The organism is Blastococcus saxobsidens (assembly GCF_010682065.1).
Classification (GTDB): domain Bacteria; phylum Actinomycetota; class Actinomycetes; order Mycobacteriales; family Geodermatophilaceae; genus Blastococcus; species Blastococcus saxobsidens_B.
Genome location: NZ_JAAGWG010000009.1, coordinates 42,262 through 63,879, shown reverse-complemented (window position 1 = coordinate 63,879; position 21,618 = coordinate 42,262). Strand labels below are relative to the sequence as shown.

Annotated in this window: 22 protein-coding genes; 3 read left to right on the top strand and 19 right to left on the bottom strand. The window is 74.1% G+C overall.

Features of this window, described 5'->3' with window-relative positions:
- Positions 1-30: 30 nt before the first annotated feature.
- Genes GCU60_RS07595 through GCU60_RS07515 form a run of 17 tightly spaced genes read right to left on the bottom strand, consistent with a single transcriptional unit; the run spans position 31 to position 16,015 of the window.
- Complete coding sequence (locus GCU60_RS07595; protein ID WP_163203836.1) at positions 31-936, bottom strand: amidohydrolase family protein; 906 nt, start codon at positions 934-936, stop codon at positions 31-33.
- On the bottom strand, positions 933-1,820 hold the full coding sequence (locus GCU60_RS07590) for an alpha/beta fold hydrolase (RefSeq protein ID WP_204261628.1): 888 nt from the start codon (positions 1,818-1,820) through the stop codon (positions 933-935). The genes GCU60_RS07595 and GCU60_RS07590 overlap by 4 nt, the downstream gene beginning before the upstream one ends.
- Complete coding sequence (locus tag GCU60_RS07585) at positions 1,817-2,206, bottom strand: hypothetical protein (protein WP_163203833.1); 390 nt, start codon at positions 2,204-2,206, stop codon at positions 1,817-1,819. Before GCU60_RS07585 ends, GCU60_RS07590 begins: the two co-directional genes overlap by 4 nt.
- Positions 2,203-3,048, bottom strand: coding sequence for an N-acyl homoserine lactonase family protein (locus GCU60_RS07580; protein ID WP_163203831.1), 846 nt, complete (start codon positions 3,046-3,048; stop codon positions 2,203-2,205). Before GCU60_RS07580 ends, GCU60_RS07585 begins: the two co-directional genes overlap by 4 nt.
- Complete coding sequence (locus tag GCU60_RS07575; RefSeq protein WP_204261627.1) at positions 3,048-3,458, bottom strand: carboxymuconolactone decarboxylase family protein; 411 nt, start codon at positions 3,456-3,458, stop codon at positions 3,048-3,050. Before GCU60_RS07575 ends, GCU60_RS07580 begins: the two co-directional genes overlap by 1 nt.
- Entirely contained in the window at positions 3,455-4,393 is a 939-nt protein-coding gene (locus GCU60_RS07570) for an NAD(P)-binding domain-containing protein (RefSeq protein WP_204261626.1), read from the bottom strand. The genes GCU60_RS07575 and GCU60_RS07570 overlap by 4 nt, the downstream gene beginning before the upstream one ends.
- Entirely contained in the window at positions 4,390-6,084 is a 1,695-nt protein-coding gene (locus GCU60_RS07565; protein ID WP_163203828.1) for an AMP-binding protein, read from the bottom strand. Before GCU60_RS07565 ends, GCU60_RS07570 begins: the two co-directional genes overlap by 4 nt.
- Before the next feature lie 47 nt (positions 6,085-6,131).
- Positions 6,132-7,127 carry a zinc-binding dehydrogenase gene (locus GCU60_RS07560; protein WP_163203826.1) on the bottom strand — a complete coding sequence of 332 codons (996 nt, stop codon included), beginning with the start codon at positions 7,125-7,127 and terminating at the stop codon, positions 6,132-6,134.
- The gene (locus tag GCU60_RS07555) at positions 7,124-8,290 is read right to left on the bottom strand and encodes a CaiB/BaiF CoA transferase family protein (protein WP_163203824.1); all 1,167 of its coding nucleotides are present in this window, start codon (positions 8,288-8,290) and stop codon (positions 7,124-7,126) included. Before GCU60_RS07555 ends, GCU60_RS07560 begins: the two co-directional genes overlap by 4 nt.
- Positions 8,287-9,321, bottom strand: coding sequence for an acyl-CoA dehydrogenase family protein (locus GCU60_RS21535; protein ID WP_204261625.1), 1,035 nt, complete (start codon positions 9,319-9,321; stop codon positions 8,287-8,289). Before GCU60_RS21535 ends, GCU60_RS07555 begins: the two co-directional genes overlap by 4 nt.
- Positions 9,318-10,097: an enoyl-CoA hydratase-related protein gene (locus tag GCU60_RS07545; protein WP_163203821.1), complete on the bottom strand. Its 780-nt coding sequence runs from the start codon at positions 10,095-10,097 to the stop codon at positions 9,318-9,320. The genes GCU60_RS21535 and GCU60_RS07545 overlap by 4 nt, the downstream gene beginning before the upstream one ends.
- Positions 10,094-10,969, bottom strand: a complete 876-nt coding sequence (locus GCU60_RS07540; protein WP_163203819.1) for a 3-hydroxyacyl-CoA dehydrogenase family protein — start codon at positions 10,967-10,969, stop codon at positions 10,094-10,096. Before GCU60_RS07540 ends, GCU60_RS07545 begins: the two co-directional genes overlap by 4 nt.
- A 49-nt stretch (positions 10,970-11,018) precedes the next feature.
- Positions 11,019-11,897, bottom strand: a complete 879-nt coding sequence (locus GCU60_RS07535; protein ID WP_163203817.1) for a 3-hydroxyacyl-CoA dehydrogenase family protein — start codon at positions 11,895-11,897, stop codon at positions 11,019-11,021.
- Between the two features lie 50 nt (positions 11,898-11,947).
- On the bottom strand, positions 11,948-12,715 hold the full coding sequence (locus GCU60_RS07530; RefSeq protein WP_204261624.1) for a glucose 1-dehydrogenase: 768 nt from the start codon (positions 12,713-12,715) through the stop codon (positions 11,948-11,950).
- The gene (locus GCU60_RS07525; RefSeq protein WP_163203814.1) at positions 12,712-13,965 is read right to left on the bottom strand and encodes an acyl-CoA dehydrogenase family protein; all 1,254 of its coding nucleotides are present in this window, start codon (positions 13,963-13,965) and stop codon (positions 12,712-12,714) included. The genes GCU60_RS07530 and GCU60_RS07525 overlap by 4 nt, the downstream gene beginning before the upstream one ends.
- Positions 13,962-14,771 carry an enoyl-CoA hydratase-related protein gene (locus GCU60_RS07520; RefSeq protein ID WP_163203812.1) on the bottom strand — a complete coding sequence of 270 codons (810 nt, stop codon included), beginning with the start codon at positions 14,769-14,771 and terminating at the stop codon, positions 13,962-13,964. Before GCU60_RS07520 ends, GCU60_RS07525 begins: the two co-directional genes overlap by 4 nt.
- Entirely contained in the window at positions 14,768-16,015 is a 1,248-nt protein-coding gene (locus GCU60_RS07515; protein WP_345770460.1) for a CaiB/BaiF CoA transferase family protein, read from the bottom strand. The genes GCU60_RS07520 and GCU60_RS07515 overlap by 4 nt, the downstream gene beginning before the upstream one ends.
- Before the next feature lie 399 nt (positions 16,016-16,414).
- On the opposite strand from GCU60_RS07515, the gene GCU60_RS07510 reads away from it, so the two are divergent.
- Positions 16,415-17,755: an MFS transporter gene (locus GCU60_RS07510; protein WP_163203808.1), complete on the top strand. Its 1,341-nt coding sequence runs from the start codon at positions 16,415-16,417 to the stop codon at positions 17,753-17,755.
- Between the two features lie 114 nt (positions 17,756-17,869).
- Positions 17,870-18,604, top strand: coding sequence for an FCD domain-containing protein (locus GCU60_RS07505; RefSeq protein WP_163203806.1), 735 nt, complete (start codon positions 17,870-17,872; stop codon positions 18,602-18,604).
- Positions 18,605-18,619: 15 nt separating this feature from the next.
- Here GCU60_RS07505 and GCU60_RS07500 read toward each other — a convergent pair whose 3' ends face one another.
- Both GCU60_RS07500 and GCU60_RS07495 read right to left on the bottom strand, forming a co-directional pair.
- Complete coding sequence (locus GCU60_RS07500) at positions 18,620-19,552, bottom strand: M48 family metalloprotease (protein ID WP_163203804.1); 933 nt, start codon at positions 19,550-19,552, stop codon at positions 18,620-18,622.
- 18 nt (positions 19,553-19,570) lie between these two features.
- Positions 19,571-19,939, bottom strand: coding sequence for a BlaI/MecI/CopY family transcriptional regulator (locus tag GCU60_RS07495; RefSeq protein WP_163203802.1), 369 nt, complete (start codon positions 19,937-19,939; stop codon positions 19,571-19,573).
- 116 nt (positions 19,940-20,055) lie between these two features.
- Here GCU60_RS07495 and GCU60_RS07490 point away from each other — a divergent pair, with 116 nt between their 5' ends.
- Positions 20,056-21,612 carry a cytochrome ubiquinol oxidase subunit I gene (locus tag GCU60_RS07490; RefSeq protein WP_163203800.1) on the top strand — a complete coding sequence of 519 codons (1,557 nt, stop codon included), beginning with the start codon at positions 20,056-20,058 and terminating at the stop codon, positions 21,610-21,612.
- Positions 21,613-21,618: the final 6 nt, after the last annotated feature.

The window sequence follows — 21,618 nt, the reverse complement described above, 5'->3', positions numbered from 1 at the left end:
TCGGCGGAACGGAGCGTGGTGAACCCTGGGTCACACACTGCCGGGTCGGGCGGCAACCGGCTCGGCGGCGGCCCCGCCGTGGTCGAACCCGTAGCGGCGGGCCGGGTTGTCCACCAGGACCGCCTGCCGGACGGCCGGGTCGGGCAGCCAGTGCTCGAGCCGCTCACGCATGCCGGCGGCGCCGGGCACGGGCAGCCGGACGCCCACGTGCGGCCAGTCGCTGCCCCACAGCAGGTTCTGCGGCCGCACCTGGACCAGCGCGCGGACCCGGTCGGCGATCGCCTGCTCGTGCCGCTCCCAGACCTCGGCGGGCACCGGCTCGCCGCCCTCGGCGTCGACGCCGGGCGGCAGCAGCCGCTCCAGCCCCGAGAGCGTCACCCAGACCTGGTCCTCGGCCAGCAGCTCCAGCACCAGCCGCACGGCGGGGGCGTCGAGCCCGACGTCCGACGGCAGGTACCCGAGGTGGTCGAGGACGACCGGGACGGGGCAGCGGCGGACGGCGTCCCCGAGGCCGTCGACGTGCCGGCGGACGTCGGTCCAGACCTCCACGTGCCAGCCCAGCGGCGCCACCATCTCGCCGACCTCCACCAGGGCCTCGACGGGGACGCCACCGGGGTAGCCGTCCTGCACGCGGGTGCCGCGGACACCGGCGGCGTGCATCTCGGCCAGCTCGTCGGCAGGAGTTCCCGGCGCGACGCACACCACGCCGCGCAGCGCCTCCGGCCTGGTCCGCAGCGCGGCGAGCAGGCACCGGTGGTCGTCGCCGTACGCGCTGGGCTGGACCAGCACCCCGCGGTCGCAGCCCGCGGCCCGCAGGTGCTCGGCGTGGTCGTGCACGTCGAACGGCGGGGGCTCGTAGGCCGCTCCGCCGACGAGCCGGGACATGTCGACGCCCTCGGCGACGAAGACGTGGCAGTGGGCATCGATACCGGTCATCGGCGGTCCTCCGGGAGGTCGGCCCGGCCGTCGCGGGCCGAGGCCAGCTCGGCCAGCACGGGCAGCAGGTGGGTGCGGAACAGCGGGTAGTTCTCCGCCATGGGGAAGTGCCCGATGCCCGGCATGGTGCCGCCGCGGGCGCCGGGGACGGCCGCCAGGGCCTCGGCGGTGTCGTCGGGCGTGCAGGCGTGGTCGTACTCGCCGGTGAGCAGGTACACCGGGCACCGCGCGGTGTCGATGTCCCCTGCCCGGCCGCGGAGGTCCAGGTCCTCGGAGTAGAAGTACGTGTCGCCCCGGTAGATCCCCGGTCCGCCCTGGCTGTAGGTCCACCACACCTCGCGGCGGGAGACCTCCGGGCTGGACGGCGACATCAGGCTCGACGTCCAGGACGCGACGGACTGCTGGGCGTTGATGTCCGGGTGCAGCGACCAGTCCTGGAACCGGCCCTCGACGTGCAGCGCCCCGGACAGGCCGATGACCCCGCCCCACCGCTCCGGGTCGCGCCGGGCGAGCTCGAGAACGAGCGAGCCGGCCATGGAGCAGCCGAGGACGACCGGGCGGTCCAGGCCGAGGGCCGCGCAGAAGTCCTCCACGATCGCGACGTAGCGGTCGGTGGTGAGCAGGTACTCCTCGGTCCACCAGCCCTCCGGCGGCAGCGATCGGCCGTGCCACGGCAGGTCGAAGGCGACCACGCGGTGCCGGCCGGTGACCTCGGCATCGGTGAGCAGGTGCCGGAACTGCCGGCTGTCCGAGCCCGCGGTGTGCAGGGCCAGGAGCACCGGTCCGCTGCCGGCCTCCTCGAAGTACACGCGGTAGTCGGTGCCGGAGGACCGGAGGTGGACGTACCGGCCGACGATGTCCTCGATCACCGGGTCCTCGATCACCGGTCCACCTCCGCGCCGTCGTCGCCGGCCGCTCGCGCGAGCTGCACCAGCCGGGTGATGACCCGCAGGTGCCGGATCAGCTGCTCCCGGCCGGACACCACCTCGATGCCGTCGGGGGCCTTGGTCAGGGCCAGCAGGTCGTGCCGGCGGGGAGCGGCGTCGGGGTCGACCAGCTCCCGCCAGGCGCTGACCGGACCGCGCAGCTCCAGGTCGGCGCCGGGCACACCGTCCTCGACCGTCACCGCGCCGTGGTCGTAGCTGACCAGGACGTCTCCCCCGCGGTCGTCGACCAGGCGGGCGGTGAAGGCGGTGAACCGGCCGATGTGGGCGTTCTCCGGGTCGTGGGCCACCGCACGGGCCCAGCCGGCCAGCCGTTCGGGGATCACGACGGCAGCCGTCCCAGCACCCCGGCCACCCCGGCCAGCTCCGGGGACACCGGTTCGAGCCGGTCCAGCACGCCGGCGTCGTGGCCGGTGAGCACGGAGTCGACCGCGCCGGAGGCGAGCAGGTCGCGGACGGTCTGCAGCCCCCGGTAGAGAGCGGGCAGGTCGGTGACGGCGATGAAGGGCATGTCGCGCTCCAGCTCCTCGGTGAAGTGCACGGCGTCGGAGGCGAGCAGCACGACGCCGGCGCCGGTGCGCACGGTGACCATGGCCTGCCCCGGGGTGTGTCCGCCGACCTCGGTGACGACGACGCCCGGGGCGACCTCCACCGAGCCGGTGAACCGGCGCAGCCGCCCCTCGGCGTCCGCCCGCGTCAGCGCGGCCACCTCGTCGGCCTCGGTGAAGTGCCCGATCAGCGGCTTGGCCGCCATCGGCGAGGTCCAGAAGTCGACCTCGGCGCCGCTGACCACCACGGTCGCCGACGGGAACAGCCCGACGTTGCCGATGTGGTCGTAGTGCGCGTGGGTGACCACCAGCGTGTGCGGCGCGGCGGTGTCCACCCCCAGCCGCCGGTAGGCGTCGGCGGGGTCGACGAGGACGGTGCGGCCCCGCGCCTCCGCCGGGCCGCGGGCGAACCCGGTGTCCACGAGCACGGTCGTGGTCGGGCTGCGCAGCACCCACAGGTAGTAGTCGACGGTGAAGTCGGCGTCCGGCTCGCCGTACTGGGCGTAGTTGAGGAACACCTCGCTGCGCCGCGCCCGGCGGGTGCCGTGCCGGACGACGACCACCTCGTAGACGTCGACCGGCCCCGCCGGTGCGCCTCCGCCCTCCCCGGCCCCGGTCATCAGGCCCCGCTGCCGCCCTCGTGCACCGCGACCGTGGGCTCGAGCCCGTCGGCGCCCACGACCTCGCGCCAGGCGTCGAAGCCGGCCTGGAACGCCACGATCCCGGCCTCCGGGAGGGCGATCTCGATGGCCTCGAGGATCTCCTCCGGGCTGACCCCGAGGTCCAGCGCCACCCGGATGTGGCTCTGGATGTGCCCCTTGGACGCCCGGATCACCGTCAGGCTGACGATGAAGATGAGCTCCTTGGTCCTCCGGTCGAGCCGGCGCTGGTCCAGGTACGCCGCGCTCACCAGCCCGTTGGCCGCCTGGAGCACCGGGAAGTCGTGCTTGGCCATGACCTTGTGGTAGTCGAGGACGTAGCCCCGGGATCGGGCCATGTCGTCGATGTAGGCCTGCGGGTCGTCGGTCACGGGGTCTCCTCGTCGTCGGTTGCGGGTGGTGCCTGCCGGTCCCCGGTCCCGCTGCGCAGCGAGACCCGGTTGACCGACTCGTAGTGGCGGGCGACCTCGGTGTGGTCCAGCCCAGGGCCGCCCAGCGCCTCGCGGGCGGCGACCGCTGCGGCGAAGGCCGCGTCGGTGACCGGCGTGCTCGCCCCCTGGGCGGTGCCCAGCGACCGGGCGATGCCGAGGTCCTTGATCATCAGGTCCATGGCGAAGCCGGAGTCGTAGCTGCCGGTCAGGACGTGCTTCGGGTACTTCACCTCGGTGGCCTGGGACCGGCCGGTCGACGCGTTGAGCACCTCGACCATCACCTCCGGGGCGATCCCGGAGCCCGCAGCGACGGTGAGCACCTCGGCGGCCGCGGCCAGGTTGCTCGCCGACAGCAGGTTGTTCAGCGCCTTGGCGGCATGGCCGGTGCCGGCCCCGCCCACCACGAGCACGGAACCGCCCAGCGGCTCCAGGTGCGGCCGGGCGCGCTCGACGTCCTCCGGGTCCCCGCCGACCATGATCGACAGCTCTCCGGTGACGGCGCGCGCGACGCCGCCGGAGACCGGCGCGTCCACGTACCCCACGCCGCGGGCCCGTGCGTCGGCGGCCAGCCGCCGGGTGCTGGCGGGCTCGGAGGAGCCCATGTCGACGACCAGCGACCCGGCCGGCAGCCGGCCGAGCAGCCCGTCGGTCAGGAGCACCGTCTCGACCACCCGGCTGTCGGGCAGCATGAGGACGACGGCGTCGACGTCGTCGGGCAGCTCGGCAGGCGTCGCCAGGGCGCGGCAGCCCAGCTCCTCGGCCAGCGCGGTGGCGACGGCGGGATCGGCGTCGGACAGCACCGTGTCGAAGTGGGCGGCGTGCCGGCGGGCCATGGGTGCGCCCATGCGGCCCAGCCCCACGAAGAGCGTGCTCACGAGCCCGCGTACCGGGTGCGCAGCTCCACCTTGCGGATCTTGCCGCTGGGCGTCTTGGGGAGCGCGTCGACCAGTTCCAGCCGTTCGGGCAGGAAGTGCTTGCTCAGCCCCTGGGCCAGGAGGAACTCGCACACCTCGGCCAGCGTGGGCTCGGCGTCGCCCTGCGGCACCACGATCGCGCAGGCCCGCTCCCCCAGCCGGACGTCGGGGACCCCGATGACCGAGGCCTCGACCACCTGCGGGTGCTGGAACAGCAGGCTCTCCACCACGGTGACCGGGATGTTCTCCCCACCGCGGATCACGATGTCCTTGGTGCGCCCCTCGAGCAGGAGGTAACCCTCCTCGGTGCGGCGGGCGGTGTCGCCGGTGGTGAACCAGCCGTCGGCGTCGATCTCCCGGGCTGTCGCCTCTGGCAGGTCGAGGTAGCCCAGGAAGAGCCCGGCCCCGCGGATCCGCAGCGCGCCGATGACCCCCGGCTCGGCGTCGGCCCCGTCGGTGTCGACGACGCTGACATCGGTGCCCGGCACCGGGACGCCGTCGGTCGCCTGCGCCGCGGCGGGCAGCGCCGGCGAGCAGGAGATCCCGATGCCCAGCTCGGTCATGCCCCAGGCCGGGCAGACGTAGGCGCCGAACATCTCGCCGGCCACCGTCGGCAGGGTCCGCGGCACCGGGGCGCCGGCCAGCACCACGGTGCGCAGCGAGCACTCCTCGTCCTGCGCCAGCCCGGTGAGCACCAGGTCCTGCAGGAACGTGGGTGCGGAGAACATCGTCGTGACGCCCTCCTCCCGCACCACGGTCACGGCCTGCTCGGGCACCCACCGGTCCAGGTACACGCCCGTCCCGCGCAGGTGGGTGGTCAGCAGCACGCCCCACAGGAACCCGGTGTGGTGCCCGACCGGTGAGGCGATCAGGTTGACCAGGGGGTCGCCGAGCGTCTCCCGGCCCATGTGCGCCACCCAGTTCCGCAGCACCGCGAACAGGGTCTGATGGGTGTTCATGACCCCCTTCGGCTCCCCGGTCGTGCCCGAGGTGAAGCCGACGTGGCACAGCGCCCGCGGGTCGGGTTCGGGCAGCTGCACGTCGGGGGCGTCGAGCAGCGAGGACAGGGGCGCGACGCCGTCGCCGTCCGGGCCGTCCGGGACCTCGCCGGCCACCAGCACGTGCTGGATCGCCGGTAGCCCGCCCCGCAGGCCCTGCACCAGCGCTCGCGGGCTGTTGCTGCCGAACCGCTCCGCCACCACCACGACGGCGGCGCCGGTCCGGCGCAGGATGACCTCGACCTCCCGCTCGCCGTAGGCCACCGGGATGCCGCTGTAGACCGCACCCAGCTCGTTGATCGCGAAGATCAGGGCGGCGAAGTCCGTGGAGTTGGGCAGCATCACCGCGACGAAGTCGCCGGGCCGGACGCCCAGGGCGTGCAGCCCGCAGGCGTACCGGTGCGCCCGCTCGTCGAGTTCGGCGTAGGTCGTCCGCCGCGCGCCCGGCTGCCCGCTGGTCCGGTCGACCGCCGCCACCCGGTCCGGGTGCTCGGCGGCCGCGGTGGTGAGCAGCCGGCGCAGCGGTTCGGCGGTCCAGGCCCCGCTGCTCTCGTACTCGCGGGCGAGCTCGGCGGTCAGCCGGCTGTCGGGCCGGATGCCCGGGTGCGCTCCGGTCGGGGTCGGGGACGGCGTGCTGGTTCGCTGGTCGGTCACCGCGATCGCTCCTCGTGGGGGGGTCGGTGGGGCTGGAGGTGGGGGGCTCAGCTGGGTGCGGCGGCGACCGGGTCGACGGTGAGGACGACCTTCCCGGCGACGCTCCCGGACCGGACGGCCTCGAGGGCGGCGCCGGCCTGCTCGAGCGGGTAGGTGCGCGCGACCGGGACGGTGAGCCGCCCCGCGACGTAGAGCTCCAGCAGGTGCTCGGTCGCGGCCCGGACGGACTCCGGTTCGCGGTCGCGGTAGTCCGAGACCTGCAGGCCCAGCACGGCGAGGTTCTTGACCAGGACGTGACCGGCCTTGATGGTCGGCAGGTCCCCGGAGGCGAACCCGATCACGACCAGCCGCCCCTCCCAGGCGGTGCAGCGCAGCGACTGGGCGAACACCTCGCCCCCGACGAGCTCGAGGACCACGTCGGCCCCGTGTCCGTCGGTCAGCGCCATGACCTCGTCGCGCATCGACGGGCCGGCCAGCACCACGGAGTCGGCGCCCTGCGAGCGGGCGAGCGCGGCCCGCTCCTCGTCCTGGGCGACGGCGACGACGCTCGCGCCCAGCGCCTTGGCGATCTGCACCCCCGCCGAGCCGACCCCGCCGCCGGCGCCGGTGACCAGGACGGTCTCCCCCGGCCGCAGACCGGCCCGGCGGACGAGGGCGAAGTGCGCGGTGATCGCCCCCAGCCCGAAGGCGGCGGCGTCGACGAAGGGGACCTCGTCGGGCAGCGCGACGACCTGCGGCGCGGGCACCGCGACCAGCTCGGCGTAGCCGCCGTGCTCGATCTGGGCGAGCACCCGGTCGCCGACGGCGAAGCCGTCCACGCCCGGCCCGACCGCGCGGACGGTGCCGGCGATCTCCTTGCCGGGGCTGAACGGGCGCTCCGGGAGGATCTGGTACTGCCCGGCCACGACGAGGATGTCGGGGAAGTTGACCCCAGCCGCCGCGACCCCGACGAGCACCTCGCCGGGGCCGGCCACCGGATCGGGCAGCTCGCCGGCGACGAGCGTCCCCGGCGGGCCGAACTCCTGGACCAGTGCTGCTCTCACGCGGGCCTCCCGGACGGGTGCGCGGCGCGGTCGAAGGCGAGCGCCTCCGGACCGGTCCGCAACGGCGGATAGGGCAGGGGTCCCGGCTCGGCGCGGAGCTGGTCCACGACCGGGACGGGCAGGGCGCTGACGTCGAACCCGGGCCCGGTGACCCGGTGCTCCGAGCGGGTGCGCAGCGTCTGGGCGGCGGCGGCCTCCTCGAGCGTGGCGACCACGCAGCAGCAGACGTCCTCGCCGTCGAACAGCCCGGCCCAGTGCGCGGCCGGACCGGCGGCGATCAGCCCGGCCACCGCGGCGATCACCTCGTCCTCCCGGCCGGCGTCGGAGCGGAGGTCGGCGGGCAGGTCGACGAGCTCGCAGAACCGGCGCCAGAAGCGCTCCTCGAGCGGGGCGGCGGCCACGTGCCGGCCGTCGGCGGTCCGGTAGACGTGGTAGCGGGGGCTGCCGCCGGTGAGCAGGTCGCGGCCGGGCTCCGGCCAGGTCTCGCTGCCCGCGTGCGTGGCCAGGTAGCCGTAGGCCAGGGTGCTGAGGTTCGGGGTCATGCCGATGTCGAGGTGGCAGCCCTCACCGGTGGTCTGCCGCCGGAACAGGGCCAGCAGGATGTTCACCACCGCCGGGTACGTGCCGCCTGCGATGTCGGCGATCACGGTCGGGGGCAGGTGCGGGTCGCCGCGCTCGTCGACGACCACGCCCAGCAGGCCGGACTCGGCGAGGTAGTTCAGGTCGTGCCCGGCCCGGCCGGCCGCCGGTCCGGTCTGGCCGTAGCCGGTGATCGAGCAGTAGACGATGCCGGGGGCGACCGCCCGGAAGTCCTCGTAGCCCAGGCCCAGGCGGTCCATGACGCCGGGCCGGAACTGCTCGACGACGACGTCCACCTCGGCGGCCAGGGCCAGCAGCCGGTCCCGGACGGCGGGGTCCTTGAGGTCGACGGCCGCGCTGCGCTTCCCCCGGTTCAGCAGCGCGTAGTTGGCGCTGCTCTCCCCCAGCCGGGGCACGTAGCTGCGCATCTCGTCGCCGTGCGGGGGCCGCTCGACCTGGAGGACCTCCGCGCCGGCCTCGGCCAGCACCAGCGTGGCCAGCGGGCCCGGCAGCAGGGTGGAGAAGTCCAGCACCCGGATGCCGGCCAGCGGCGGTGCCGGCCGGCCGTTGCCCGCGGCGCTCATCCGTCCGCCCCCACCAGCGTGCGCGCCGCCGTCCGGGCGGCTTCCACGGCGCCCGCGGCGGCCCGCAGCGACACCGCGTCGCGCAGCAGGCCCTCGACCGGGTACTCCGTCATGTAGCCGTAGCCGCCGTGCGACTGCACCGCGGCGGCCGCGACGTCGAGGGCCGCGTCGCAGGCCGGCAGCAGGGCCGCGGCCACCGCGTCGGGCCGGTCCAGGTCGGCGGTGACGGCGGTGACCAGCAGCGCCCGTGCGGTCGCGGCCTGCGCCGCCAGTGACGCTCGGACGGTCGGGAGCTCGGTGAGCGCGGCGCCGAACTGCACGCGGCCGGCGCTGTAGTCCAGCGCCGTCGCCGCGGCGGACTCGGCGATCCCGGCGGCGATCGCCGCCGCCCCGGCGTCCAGGAGGGTGCGGGCCCGCCGCACCTGCGGGCCGCGCAGCACGTCGCCCTCGGGCACCGCAGCGTCCAGCCGGACGCCGACGGTCAGCGCGCCGTCGAACCCGGTGCGGGCGACCGGGGGCCCGAAGGAGATGCCCTCCGGCGGGACGAGGACGGCGGTGTCGGCGTCGAGCAGCACCACCAGCCGGGGTTCCCGGCCGGCCGGGTCGATCCGGTCCAGGGTGCCGGTCAGCCGCCCGCCGGTCAGCATCAGCGAGCCCGGGTCGGCCGCCGCGACCGCCACCGGGGCGCCGTCGTGCAGGCCGTCGAGCAGCGCGGGCATCCGGCCGGCGGCCGCCAGGGCCGGTGCCGCGGCGTGCGCCTGGACCGACGCCCACGCCAGGGCCGGCCACGTGCCGCCGAGCCGGGCGAGGGCGACCAGCATGGTGGGCGCCGGCGCTCCTCCGCCGCCGTCGGACTCGGCGACGCCCAGCGTCCACAACCCCTGCTCGGCGAGGACCCGCCGCGCGGCGTCCACGTCGTCGGGCCGGTCGTCGCCTCGCCGGGCGAGCCGGTCCGCGGCGAGGTCGTCGACCAGGTCGAGGACCGCCTGCTGGTCGTCGTCGAGCCGGGGGCCGGCCCAGGGCCGCCTCACGACCAGAACGTTTCCGGGTCCGGCGCCCGCTTGGCGCCGAAGGCGTTCCCCGTCTCGTGCGCCTCCTTGGTGGCCAGGTAGAGGGTGAGCTGCTGGTCGTGGGCCATGCGGGCCTGACCGAGCACCCCGGTGTGCCGGGCGGAGAAGGCGCCCTTGAGCGCGCCGATGGCCATCGGGCTGCGGGTGGCGATCTCCGCGGCGACCTCCTGGGCCCGCGTCACCGCCTGGCCGGCGGGGACGACCTCGTTGACCAGTCCCATGGCCAGCGCCTGCTCCGCGGTGTACTTGCGGTTGAGGTACCACATCTCCTTGGCCCGCTTCCGGCCGATGGAGTCCTCCAGGTACCAGGTGCCGTAGCCGGCGTCGAAGCTGCCGACCATGGGCCCGACCTGCCGGAAGACGGCGTTCTCCGCGGCGATGGTCAGGTCGCAGACGTTGTGCAGCACGTTGCCGCCGCCCACCGCGAAGCCGTTCACGGCCGCGATCACCGGCTTGGCGATGGTGTCGATCGCCTCGTAGACGTCGATGATCGGCAGCACCTGGGAGTAGTCCAGCGACGTCGTCTCGTCGTGCTCCCCACCGATGCAGAAGAACTTGTCGCCGGCCCCGGTGAGCACCGCGGCCCGCAGCGCCGGGTCGGTGCGGAACCGCTGGAGCGCGTCCTTGAGCTCCAGCAGGGTCTGCACGCGCAGCTTGTTGCCGGCGGCCTCCCGGTCGATGGTCAGGGTCAGGACCGGCCCCGAGGTCTCGCTCCGGATGTCGGTGTAGTCGCTCATCGAACCTCTCCGTGCTCTTCTGCGCCCGCGCGGAAGCCTCGGCCGCTCTTCGTGCCGAGGTAGCCGGCCGCGACCATCTGGTGCAGCAACGGCGGCGGGGCGAACTGGGGGTCGAGCGTCGCCTCGTAGGCGGACTCGGTGGCGTGCCGGTGCACGTCGATGCCGATCAGGTCCAGCAGCGCCAGCGGGCCGAGCTTGTAGCCCAGGCCCAGCTGGATGGCGACGTCGATGTCCTCGGCGCTGGCCAGGCCGTCGTCGTACTCCTGCACCACGTCGTTGAGGTAGGGCATCAGCAGCCGGTTGACCAGGAAGCCGGGCCGGTCCTTGACCTCCACCGGGGACTTGCCGATGTCCTCGACGAAGGCCACCAGGTCGGCGACGACGTCGGCGTCGGTCTGCAGCGCCCGCACCACCTCGACCAGCGCCATGACCGGCGCGGGGTTGAAGAAGTGCAGGCCGGCCATGCGGCCGGGGGCGGCGAGCGACGCGGCCAGGTCGGTGACCGACAGCGCCGAGGTGTTCGTCGTCAGCACGGCGTCCGGCCCGACGATCGCAGCGACCCGGCCGAGCAGCTCCACCTTGACGTCGTGCTGCTCGACGACCGCCTCGATCACCAGGTCGACGCCGGCGAGGTCGGCGACGTCGGTGGTGCCGCGGATCCGGCCGAGGACGGCCTCCCGCTCCTCGGCGGTGGTCTTGCCGCGGCTCACGCCGCCGTCGAGGAAGGTGCGCACCGCCGCAGTGCCCCGGTCGATCCGCGCCTGCTCGGTCTCCAGGACGACGACGTCGCGGCCGGAGGCGGCGACCACCTGGGCGATGCCGCCCCCCATGGTCCCGAAACCCAGGACGGCGACCTTCGGGAAGGTCCTCATGCTCGTGCTCCGTTCGTGGTCGGCGGTGGTGGGGCCGGGCGTGCCCGGCTCAGGCACCGAAGGCCCGGGTGCTGTCGTAGGTGTAGAAGCCGCGGCCGGTCTTCCGCCCCAGGTCGCCGGCGGCGATCATGCGGTCGACCAGCGGCGGCGGTGCGAAGCGCGGCTCGCGCAGCTGCTCGTAGAGCCGCATCGACACCGCCTTGTGCACGTCCAGGCCCACGACGTCCAGCAGCTGGAAGGGGCCCATCGGGTGCCGCAGCGCGCCCAGCACCGCCCGGTCGATCGACTCGACGGTGCCGAGCCCCGCCTCCAGCGCCCGGATGCAGTTGTTCTCCCACGGGATGAGGAAGCGGTTGAGGATGAAGCCGGGCCGGTCCTTGGTGAGGACCGTCGTCTTGCCCACCCCGGCGAGGAACTCCATCGACCGCTTGGTGGCCTCCGACGCGGTGTGCCGGCCCTCGGCGACCTCGACGAGCTTCATCAGCTGCGCGGGGTTGCAGTAGTGCGTGCCGACGACCCGTTCAGGGTGGCGCGAGCCCGAGGCGATCGAGGTGACCGAGAGCGTCGAGGTGTTGGTGTGCAGCAGCGCGTCGCGGGAGACGATGTCGTCGAGCTCGGCGAAGAGGGTCCTCTTCACCTCGAGGTCCTCGAACACCGCCTCGATCACGACCTGGGCCGGCGCGAGGTCGCGCAGCTCGGTGGTGCCGGTCAGGTTGCCCAGCGCGGCGGAGAGCTGGTCCTCGGTGAGCTTGCCCAGGGAGGCGCTGCGGCGCAGGAACGCCTCGGCGGTGTCGAGGCCGCGCTGGACGGCGGCGTCGTCGAGGTCCCGGAGGATGGTGCGGTGCCCGGCGCGGGCGGCCACGACGGCGATCCCTGCCCCCATGGTGCCGCCGCCCACCACGGCGACCGTGAGCTTGTCCTGGGTCATCGGTTGCGCCTTCTTCCTCGTCGGAGCGGTGCTCGGGTGCGGTCGGGCGGTCATCGGGCGGTCTGGCCGCCGTCGACGACGACCACCTCCCCGGTCATGAAGTCCGAGGCCGGGCCGGCCAGGAGCAGCAGCCACGGGGCCAGCTCGGACGCCTCGCCCATCCGACGGGCGGGGACCGCGCGCAGCACCCGCGACAGCGCCTCGCCGTCGGCCCGCAGGTCGGCGTTCATGTCGGTGGCGAAGTAGCCCGGCGCGAGGGCGTTGACCTGGACCCCGTGGCGGGCCCACTCCACGGCCATCGCCCGGGTGAAGGCCACGACCGCGGCCTTGGAGGCGCAGTAGGCCGCATGCCCGGGAACGCCCTTGAACGCGAAGTTCGAGGCGATGTTGACGACCTTGCCCGACCCCTGGGCCACCATGTGCGCGCCGGCGGCGCGGGTGGCCAGGTAGGTGCCGCGGACGTTGGTGTCGAGCACCCGGTCCCAGTCCGCCGGGTCCTGCTCCAGCAGCGGGGTGCTGTCGATGACGCCGGAGTTGTTCACCAGGACGTCCAGGCCGCCGAGGTCGGCCAGCGTGGTGTCGACCAGCCGCTGGACGGCGGCCGCGTCGGTGACGTCGGTGGGCACGACCAGCGACCGCCGCCCGGTGGCCTCGATCTCCGCGGCGACCGACTCCAGCTGGTCGCGGCTGCGCGCGGCGACCGCGACGTCGGCCCCCGCGCCGGCCAGCGCCAGCGCCATCTCCCGGCCGAGCCCGCGGCCGGCGCCGGTGACGACGGCGACCTTGCCCTGCAGGGTCTGCGGCTGCGCGGCGGTCACCGGAGCACCCCCTTGAGCCGTCCGGCGGTGTCGCGGGCGATGAGTAGTCGTTGCACTTCGTTGGTCCCGTCGTAGATCTGGGTCACCTTGGCGTCCCGCAGGTACCGCTCGACGCCGAGCGCGGACAGGTCGCCGACCCGGCCGAGCACCTTCGTGGCCGCCACGGCGACCTGCCAGCCGATGTCGGTGCAGGCCTGCTTCATGAGCGCGATCGCGCCGCCGGTCGCCCCGCCGGTCCGATCCACCTCGCGGGCGACGCCGAGGAGCGTCAGCCGTCCGCGCAGCACCGCCGAGCGCATGTCGGCCAGGGCGAACGCGGCGTCGGGCGGGACGTCGGCGCCGTGCGCCCGGTGCAGGGCGGCGAGCGCGGCGGCGTACGCCCCGCGGGCCAGGCCGACCCCCTGGGCGGCGGCGCTGATCCGCGACTTGGTCACCGAGCTGACCACGATCGCCCAGCCCTCGCCCTCACCCCCGAGCCGGTGCGACACCGGGACCGGCGTCGCGTCGAAGAAGACCTCCGCGGTGGTCGACCCGTGCATCCCGGTCTTGGCCATCGGCGCGCCCCGGGACAGGCCGGGGGCGTCGCCGTCGACGACGAAGGCGGTGACGCCGCGCCGGCCGGCGCGGGGGTCGACGGTGGCGAAGCAGACCACCACGTCGGAGCGGTCGCCGGTGGTGATGAAGGTCTTCGACCCGGTGATCGCGTACCCGGTCGGTTCCCCGGTCGCGTCCGTCTCGGCCACCGCCAGAGTCCGCAGCGAGGAGGCGTCGCTGCCCGCCCCGGGCTCGGTGACGCCGAGCGAGCCGTACCGGCTGCCGTCGACCAGGCCGGGGACGTACTGCCGCGCGAGCTCCGGGCTGCCGGCGTGCAGGATCGGGTACGCCGCGTGCATCTGGGTCATGTAGACCAGGCTCGTGGCGGGGCACCCGGCGGTGATCTCCTCCATCGCCGCGGCGTAGGCGACCGTGCTGTCCGCCGTGCCGCCGTACTCCTCCGGCACCAGCAGTCCACCCAGGCCGGCCCGGGCGAGGGACTGGTAGCTGTCGTGGGCGAAGACGTGGTCCCGGTCGCGGGCGGCCGCGCCGGGGGCGACGTGCTCGGCGACCACCGCGCGGGTGCGGTCGCGCACCGCGCGCTCCCGGGGGTCCAGCAGCGCGTCGGCGACCTCCTCGTCGAGCGCGCCGTGCAGCGCCAGGTAGGCGTCGGGATCGGTCTCGAACGACGCGGGGACGGCGGTGGGCCCGGTCATGCCTGGTCCTCCTGGGGGGCGGGGGCGGCGTCGAACCGCGGCGGGCGGCGCTCCTTGAAGGCGGCGATCCCCTCGGCGGCCTCGGCGCCCCCGGTGACCAGGCCGGCCAGGGCGGTCTCGAAGGCCAGCCCGGTCTCGAGGGGGGCGTCGGCCCCGTGCCGCAGCGCGAGCAGCACCGAGCGCACCGCCCGGGGTCCGCGGGCCGCGATCTGGCCGGCCAGCTCCTGCGCCGTCGCCAGCACGTCCGCCACCGGGACCGGCGGCACCGGGGTCAGGCCGAGGGCGTGGGCGCGGTCGGCCGGGATCCGGGCCCCGGTGAGCATGGTGTGCGCCGCCACGGGCTGCCCGACCCGGCGGGCCAGCCGCTGGGTGCCGCCGTAGCCGGGCATGAGCCCGAGGCCGGCCTCGGGCAGCCCGAGCTGGGCGGTGTCGGCCAGGACCGCGAAGGTGCAGGCCAGCACCACCTCGAAGCCGCCGCCGAGGGCGAGCCCGTTGACCGCCGCGATCACCGGGACGGGGCAGCGCTCGATCCGCCCGACCACGGCCTGGCCGGCGGCGAGCACGTCGTAGGCGTCGTCGGCGGACAGCCCGGCGAGCTCGTCGAGGTCGGCGCCGGCGCTGAACGCCCGCTGCCCGGTACCGGTCAGCACGATGGCCCGGACGCCGTCGGCCGGGAGGCCCGCGATCGCCGCGTCCAGGTCGCGCAGCACCCGGGCGTTGAGCGCGTTGTGCACCTCGGGCCGGGTGATCCGGACGGTCGCGACCGGCCCGTCCCGGTCGACCTCGACGACGGCTGCGCCGCTCACGAGACCCTCCGGGTCGGGAGGGGCGCCTGCGCGGCGACCGCGCCGGAGGCCAGGAGGGAGTCGATGGCCCCGCGGTCGAAGCCGGCCTCCTGGAGCACCTCGACGGTGTGCTCTCCGAGGTCGGGGAACCGCTCGTTGCGCGGCTCGGCGATCGACGCCAGCCGGAACGGGCTGCGCACGCCGTTGAGCACGCCGTCGAAGCCGGGCACCGGCAGGATCGCACCCCGCGCGACCACCTGGGGGTCGGCCGTCACCTCCGACAGGCCCTGCACGAGGGAGGCGGGCACGCCGGCGTCGGCCAGGACCGTCAGCCACTCGGCCGCCGGCCGCCGGGCCAGGACCTCGGTGATCGCGTCGACCAGCTCGGACCGGTGCGCGCGCCGGCCCGCGTTGTCGCCGAGCCGGTCGTCCTCGGCGAGCGCGGGCAGGCCGACGGCGACGCAGAACCGCCGCCAGATCACGTCGTTGCCGATCGCGATGACGATGTCCCGGTCGGCGGTCGGGAAGGGCTGGTAGACGGCCAGCACCGAGTCGGTCCCGCCGCTGGGGGCGGGCTCGGGCTCCCCGGCCAGGTAGGCGGCCACCCGCGGCGCGAGGAGGGCGAGGTCGGAGTCCAGCAGGGAGACGTCGACGAGGTCGCCCAGCCCGGTGGCGCGCTGCCGGACGACGGCGGCGGTCACGGCGAGCGCCGCGGCCATCCCGGTGACGATGTCGGACAGCGCCGTCGAGACGCGCTGGGGTGAGCCACCAGCAGGCCCGGTGACCGACATCAGGCCGGACCGGGCCTGCGCGACGAGGTCGTAGCCCGGCAGCGCGGCGTCGGGCCCGGTGAGGCCGAGGCCCGACATCGCGCAGTAGACCAGCCGCGGGTGGCGGGCCCGGACCTCGTCGGGCGTCAGCCCGAGGGCCGCGAGCTTCGAGGGGTTGAGGTTCTCGATGAGGACGTCGGCGTCGGCCAGCAGGCGGTGCAGGACGGCGATCCCGTCGGCGGAGCGCAGGTCGATCGCCACGCTGCGCTTGTTCCGGTTGGCCGAGGCGAACCACGCCGACGCCCCGTCCACGCTCGGCGGGCTCCACGAGCGGGCGTCGTCGCCGGTCCGCGGGCGCTCGACCTTGACGACGTCGGCACCGAGGTCGGCGAGGTACATGGAGGCGGTCGGGCCGGCGTAGGAGGTCGACATGTCGACCACCCGCAGCCCGTCCAGGGGTGGCGGGGAGCCCGCCCTGGTCGTCGTCGGTTGCACTGTTCGGCACCGCCCTCTCGCGTCTCGCGGCCTGGGCCGAAACGTAGGCAGTCAGCGGCGGCGGTGTCAATGTCGGACATTTACGCAATCGTGATCGACCGCACGCCTCGGCGGGTGACCCACGTCTCGACAAGGCGCTGTCCAGCACGTTTCACCAGGCGTTATGGTCCCGACGGCGTGTCGTGACCGACCCGATCCGCTCGTCGGCGGGCCCCCGATCCGGCGGTGACCCTTGACACACCTGGTTAATGACCGACATTCTCCCGGCACGCGTTCCTCGGCCGCTCGGCGAGCGACCGGTGGGCGCGCGGTACGGCAGCGGACTCCCTCGGGCGTCCCCCGGTTCCGACAGCAGGATCCGCGCTCGCGGAACCTGGCCCTGATACGGAGGAAGAAGGCATGACGACAGCCGCGCAGGCCACCGACGAGCACGAACGGAATCGCAAGCACGCCCAGCGAGGCGCGTTCCTGGGCTTCTTCGTCGACATGTTCGACATCTACCTGCCGATCATCGCGCTGGCGCCCGCGATCGGGTACTTCATCTCCCCCGACCTGGACGCGTCGACCACGGCCGTCATCACCGGCATGATCTTCGCCGCGACGCTGATCGGCCGGCCCCTCGGCGCGCTCATCTTCGGCCGCTACGCGGACATGCACGGTCGCAAGAACGCGACCGTCATCGCCGTCGGCGGCTTCGGCATCCTGACGATCGTCGTCGGCCTGCTGCCCGGCTACCAGACCTGGGGCATCGCCTCGGTCGTCGTCTTCGTGCTGCTGCGCTTCGTGATCGGCATCTTCGTCGGTGGCGAGTACACGGCGGCCAGCCCGCTGGCGATGGAGTACTCCCCCAAGGAGAAGCGCGGCCTCAACGGCGGGCTGATCATGACCGGCTTCCCGCTCGCCTACGTGGCGGTCGCGGTGATCACCCTGATCATGCTGCAGATCGCCCCGGCCGGGGACATCGACTCCGCCTACACCCAGTGGGGCTGGCGGATCCCGTTCTTCCTCGGCGGCATCATGGCCCTGGCCTTCGTCGGCTACTACCTGAAGAGCGTCCGCGAGTCGGAGCTGTTCGAGGGCAGCGGCGGTGGCGGCACGCCGGTCAAGGACCTGTTCACCGGGCAGAACCGGAAGAACTTCATCCAGGTCTTCGTCCTGATGACCGGCTTCTGGCTGTCGCTGAACTGCGTCACGGCGATCCTGCCGGGCCTGCTGCGCACGGAGAGCAACCTGACGCCGACCCAGGTCAGCGCCACCCTGATCGTCGCCTACCTCATCGTCGCCGTCGGCTACGTGGTCTGCGCCGTGATCAGCCAGCGGACCGGTCGCCGGCCGTTCCTCATGGTGTGGGGCGGGATCGCCGGCATCGGCGGCACCGCGGTCTACGCCGCCTACCTGGCGATGAAGCCGCAGAACCTCTTCGTCGTCATGATCGTGGTGACGCTCATCGCCGTGCTGGTCGTGTCGGTGTGGGGTCTCACGACGGTCTACATCAACGAGCGCTTCCAGACCGGGGTCCGGGCGACCGGCTTCGGGCTCGGCTACAGCCTCGCAGTGGTCATCCCGTCGTTCTACGCCTTCTACCAGTCGGGGCTGGAGTCGGTCATGCCCTTCGAGTGGACGGTGCTGCCGCTGCTGGTCATCGGCTGCGCGTTCATCACCATCGGGGCGGCGATGGGTCCCGAGACCAAGGACGTCGACTTCGCCGCGGCGGACAAGGAGCCGGCGCTCGACTCCTGACGTCACCGCACGAGCGATGGCACTCCACCAGTGGCGGCCCCGGTTCCTCGGAACCGGGGCCGCCCGCTCGGCGACGTACCATCTCGGCGCCGGACCGACTTACGAGGGGACGCAGTGACGGAATCCGTCGCGGTGCACGGGAGCATCGGCAAGAAGGTGCTGCGCCCGCGCGAGCAGGTCGAGGACCAGATCAAGGCGGCGATCCTGTCCGGCTCCCTGCGCCCGGGCGACCGGCTGCCCGGGGAGCTGGAGCTGGCCCGGCAGTTCGCGGTCAGCCGCACCACGGTGCGCGAGGCCCTGCGCTCCCTGTCCACCCAGAACCTGATCACCAAGACCCCTGGGGCCGGTGGTGGCAGCTTCGTCCAGAAGGTCGACCACTCCGCGCTGCGCAGTGCGCTGGTGGACTCGGTGCACCACCTGCTCGCGCTCGGCACGATCGACTTCGAGGAGGTCGCGCTGGTGCGGCAGCACCTCGAGGTGCCCGCCGTGCGCCTGGCGGCCGCCCACCGGAGCGAGGAGGACCTGCAGGAGCTCCGGGACATCGTGGCGCTGCAGAAGTCGATCTCCGTGGAGGACCCCCGGGTCCCCGCGCTGGACGAGCAGTTCCACGGGGCCATCGCCCGCGCCTCGGGCAACCGCGTCCTGGCCTCGTTCGTCAGCGCGCTGCACTTCGAGACCGAGCCGGTGCACTACCTCGACCTCTCCCCCGAGGTGGGCCGGACGACCGTGCGCCAGCACCAGCGGATCGTGCGCGCGCTCGCCGAGCAGGACCCCGCCGCGGCGGAGGAGGCGATGATCGAGCACCTCACCTACCTGCGCGAGCACCTGCTGGCCTACCAGCAGCGCTGACCGACCCGGCCCCGCTCAGCCCACCGCGGGCAGGAGCAGCAGCGCCGTGGGGAGCAGGAGCAGCAGGACGGCGGCGGTGAGCGCCGCCCAGCGGGCGGGCGCCGGCAGCGGGTCGGCCGGCTCCAGCAGGCGCACCACCCGGGCGCGGACCCCCGCTCCGCCGACGGCCAGCGCGCCGGTGGGCACCACCCCTCCCCCGGGTCCCCCCGCGGCGGCCACGATGGCCTCGGCCAGCGTGCGGCGCGGCGCGGCGCCGCGCAGGGAGCCCAGCGCGACGTCGTCGGCGCGCATCTCGACCAGCTCGCGCACCGCACCGTGGGCGCGCTCCGCGGCCGGCAGCACCGGCAGGGCGGCCTTCCACGCCACGAACGGCAGCAGCAGCAGGTGGTGCCGCTCGGCCAGGTGAGCCCGCTCGTGCGCCACCACCGCGGCGAGCTGCTCCTCGTCGAGCTCCGCGACCATCCCCGAGGAGAGCACCAGCAGCGGGCGGGCCCCCGGGATGCAGAAGGCGACCGGCGCCGGGTGCTCGAGCAGCCGCGCGTCCTCCTGCGGCGCCGGCTGCACCACCAGCTCCAGCAGCTCCCGGTGCCGGCGCCGGGTGCGCGCGATCCGCACCCAGGACAGCACGAGGACGCCGACCAGCTGGAACGCCAGCACCGCGGCGAGGGTCAGCGCGACCCAGTGGTCGCCGCGCACCGCCCCCTCGGCGGGCCGCGAGACGAGGACCGCCCATCCCGCCTCCGGCAGCGAGTGCCCCCACGGCGCGAGACCGTGCACCAGCAGCGCGCCGATCATCGACAGGCCACCGGCCAGCCCGACGGCCTGCCAGCACAGCAGCGCCACCAGCGGGTCGCGCACCGGCCAGCGGGAATGGGCGAGCGCCGCCGGGACCGGCCAGGCCAGGAGCGCGGCCAGGACGGCCAGGGTGAGGGCAGTGGCGGGGAGCACCGGTGGCGGGGCCGCTGGTCAGTCGCGCGGGGCGTCGTCCGGGCGGGCCCCGGCGAGCAGGTCGCGGAGGATTCGCACCTCGTCGGCGTCGACGCCCCCGACGAAGCGGGCGAGCACCGCCTGACGATCGGCGGCCTGACCGAGCACCTCGCGCATCACCTGGGCGGCGTGCTCCTCGCGGCTGGCGCAGGGAGAGAAGCGGCGGGGGCGACCGTCGTCGTGGACGACGAACCCCTTCTGCTCCAGCCGGGTCAGCACGGTGTGCACGGTGGTCAGCGCGAGACCGCGATCGGCGAGCTCGTCACGCAGCGTCGCGGCGGCCACGGGACCTTCGGCCGCCCACAGCCGGTCCATCACGGTCCGTTCCAGCTCTCCAAGTGAGGCCAAAGGTCCCTCCCTGTCCGGCGGGTCACACGCCGATTGTCTACGAGACGTAGAACTTTGTCTTCTACAAGGCGTAGAAAAGAGTACGTCGGCGCAGCACGAAGGAGAGCGAGACCCCGGTGGACGTACTCGACATCGCACGGTGGCAGTTCGGGATCACCACCGTCTACCACTTCCTGATGGTTCCCCTGACCATCGGCCTGGGCGTCCTGGTCGCGGTCATGCACACGATGTGGGTGCGGACCGACAACCCCGAGTGGCTGCGGATGACCCGGTTCTGGGGCCGCATCTACCTGATCAACTTCGTGCTCGGGGTCGCCACCGGCCTCGTCCAGGAGTTCCAGTTCGGCCTGGCCTGGAGCGAGTACTCGCGCTTCGTCGGCGACGTGTTCGGCTCGCTGCTGGCGCTCGAGGCGCTGCTGGCCTTCTTCCTCGAGTCGACGTTCCTGGGCCTGTGGATCTTCGGCTGGGGCCGGATCCCGAAGAAGGTCCACCTGGCCGCGCTGTGGGCCGCGGTCATCGGCTCGATCGTCAGCGCGTACTTCATCATCGCGGCGAACTCCTGGATGCAGCACCCGGTCGGCGTCGTGACCGACGACGCCACGGGCCGCCCGCTGCAGGTCGACTTCTTCGCCGTCCTCTCCAACAACACCGCGCTGGCCGCTTTCAGCCACGCGATCGTCGCCGCGCTCATGGTCGCCGGCGCCCTGCTGGTCGGCATCGGGCTGTGGCACCTGCGCAAGCGGAAGCTCGAGGAGCGCTCGACCGAGGAGCCCGACCAGGGAGTGTGGCGCCGGTCGGTCCGCCTCGGTGGCTGGGTGTCGCTGGCCGCGTTCGTGCTCGTCGCCCTCACCGGCGACTGGCAGGGCAAGCTCATGTACGAGCAGCAGCCGCTGAAGATGAGCTCGGCCGAGGCGCTGTGCGAGACCGAGGCGCCGGCGTCCTTCTCGGTCTTCGCCTGGGGCAAGCTCGGCTCCAACGAGTGCGACGAGGTCCACTCGATCACGATCCCGTACATCCTCAGCTACCTGGCGCACGGTGACTTCTCGACCGCCGTCCCGGGCGTCAACGAGCTGCAGGAGGAGTACGCGGCGGTCTACGGCGAGACCTACCCCGACGACCCGTCGTTCGGGAACAAGGCCGGCGAGCCGATCGACTACACCCCGGTCCTCTCGGTCACCTACTGGAGCTTCCGGCTCATGATCGGCATGGGTGCGGTGTCCGCGGGGGTCGCGGCCTACGCCCTGTGGGCCACCCGCCGCGGCCGGGTGCCGACGTCGCGGGTGGGGGTCTACGGCTCGCTGCTGGCGGTGGCCGCGCCGTTCGTGGCCAACTCGACCGGCTGGATCTTCACCGAGATGGGCCGCCAGCCCTTCGTCGTCTACCCGAACCCCGACGTCCCGGTCGAGGACCAGGTGTACTTCTTCACCGCCCAGGCCGTCTCGCCGGGCGTCACCGCCGCCGAGGTCTGGACCTCGCTGATCGCGCTGACCCTGGTCTACGGCGCACTGGCCGTGGTGGAGCTGTGGCTGATCGGCCGCTTCGTCCGGGCCGGCGTCACCACCGGCGACGGCCACCCCACGCCGGGCTTCACGCCCGAACCGCCGGACGACGCGGACGACGCCGGCGCACCGCGTCGCGACCGCGACGACGACGTCCTCCAGTTCGCCTACTGAGCCGCA

Bases quoted from the DNA above. Each gene is read 5' to 3' on its own strand.
- GCU60_RS07595 (WP_163203836.1), bottom strand. From the start codon at position 936: ATGACCGGTATCGATGCCCACTGCCACGTCTTCGTCGCCGAGGGCGTC.
- GCU60_RS07580 (WP_163203831.1), bottom strand. From the start codon at position 3,048: ATGACCGGGGCCGGGGAGGGCGGAGGCGCACCGGCGGGGCCGGTCGAC.
- GCU60_RS07555 (WP_163203824.1), bottom strand. From the start codon at position 8,290: ATGAGCGCCGCGGGCAACGGCCGGCCGGCACCGCCGCTGGCCGGCATC.
- GCU60_RS07545 (WP_163203821.1), bottom strand. From the start codon at position 10,097: ATGAGCGACTACACCGACATCCGGAGCGAGACCTCGGGGCCGGTCCTG.
- GCU60_RS07540 (WP_163203819.1), bottom strand. From the start codon at position 10,969: ATGAGGACCTTCCCGAAGGTCGCCGTCCTGGGTTTCGGGACCATGGGG.
- GCU60_RS07535 (WP_163203817.1), bottom strand. From the start codon at position 11,897: ATGACCCAGGACAAGCTCACGGTCGCCGTGGTGGGCGGCGGCACCATG.
- GCU60_RS07525 (WP_163203814.1), bottom strand. From the start codon at position 13,965: ATGACCGGGCCCACCGCCGTCCCCGCGTCGTTCGAGACCGATCCCGAC.
- GCU60_RS07510 (WP_163203808.1), top strand. From the start codon at position 16,415: ATGACGACAGCCGCGCAGGCCACCGACGAGCACGAACGGAATCGCAAG.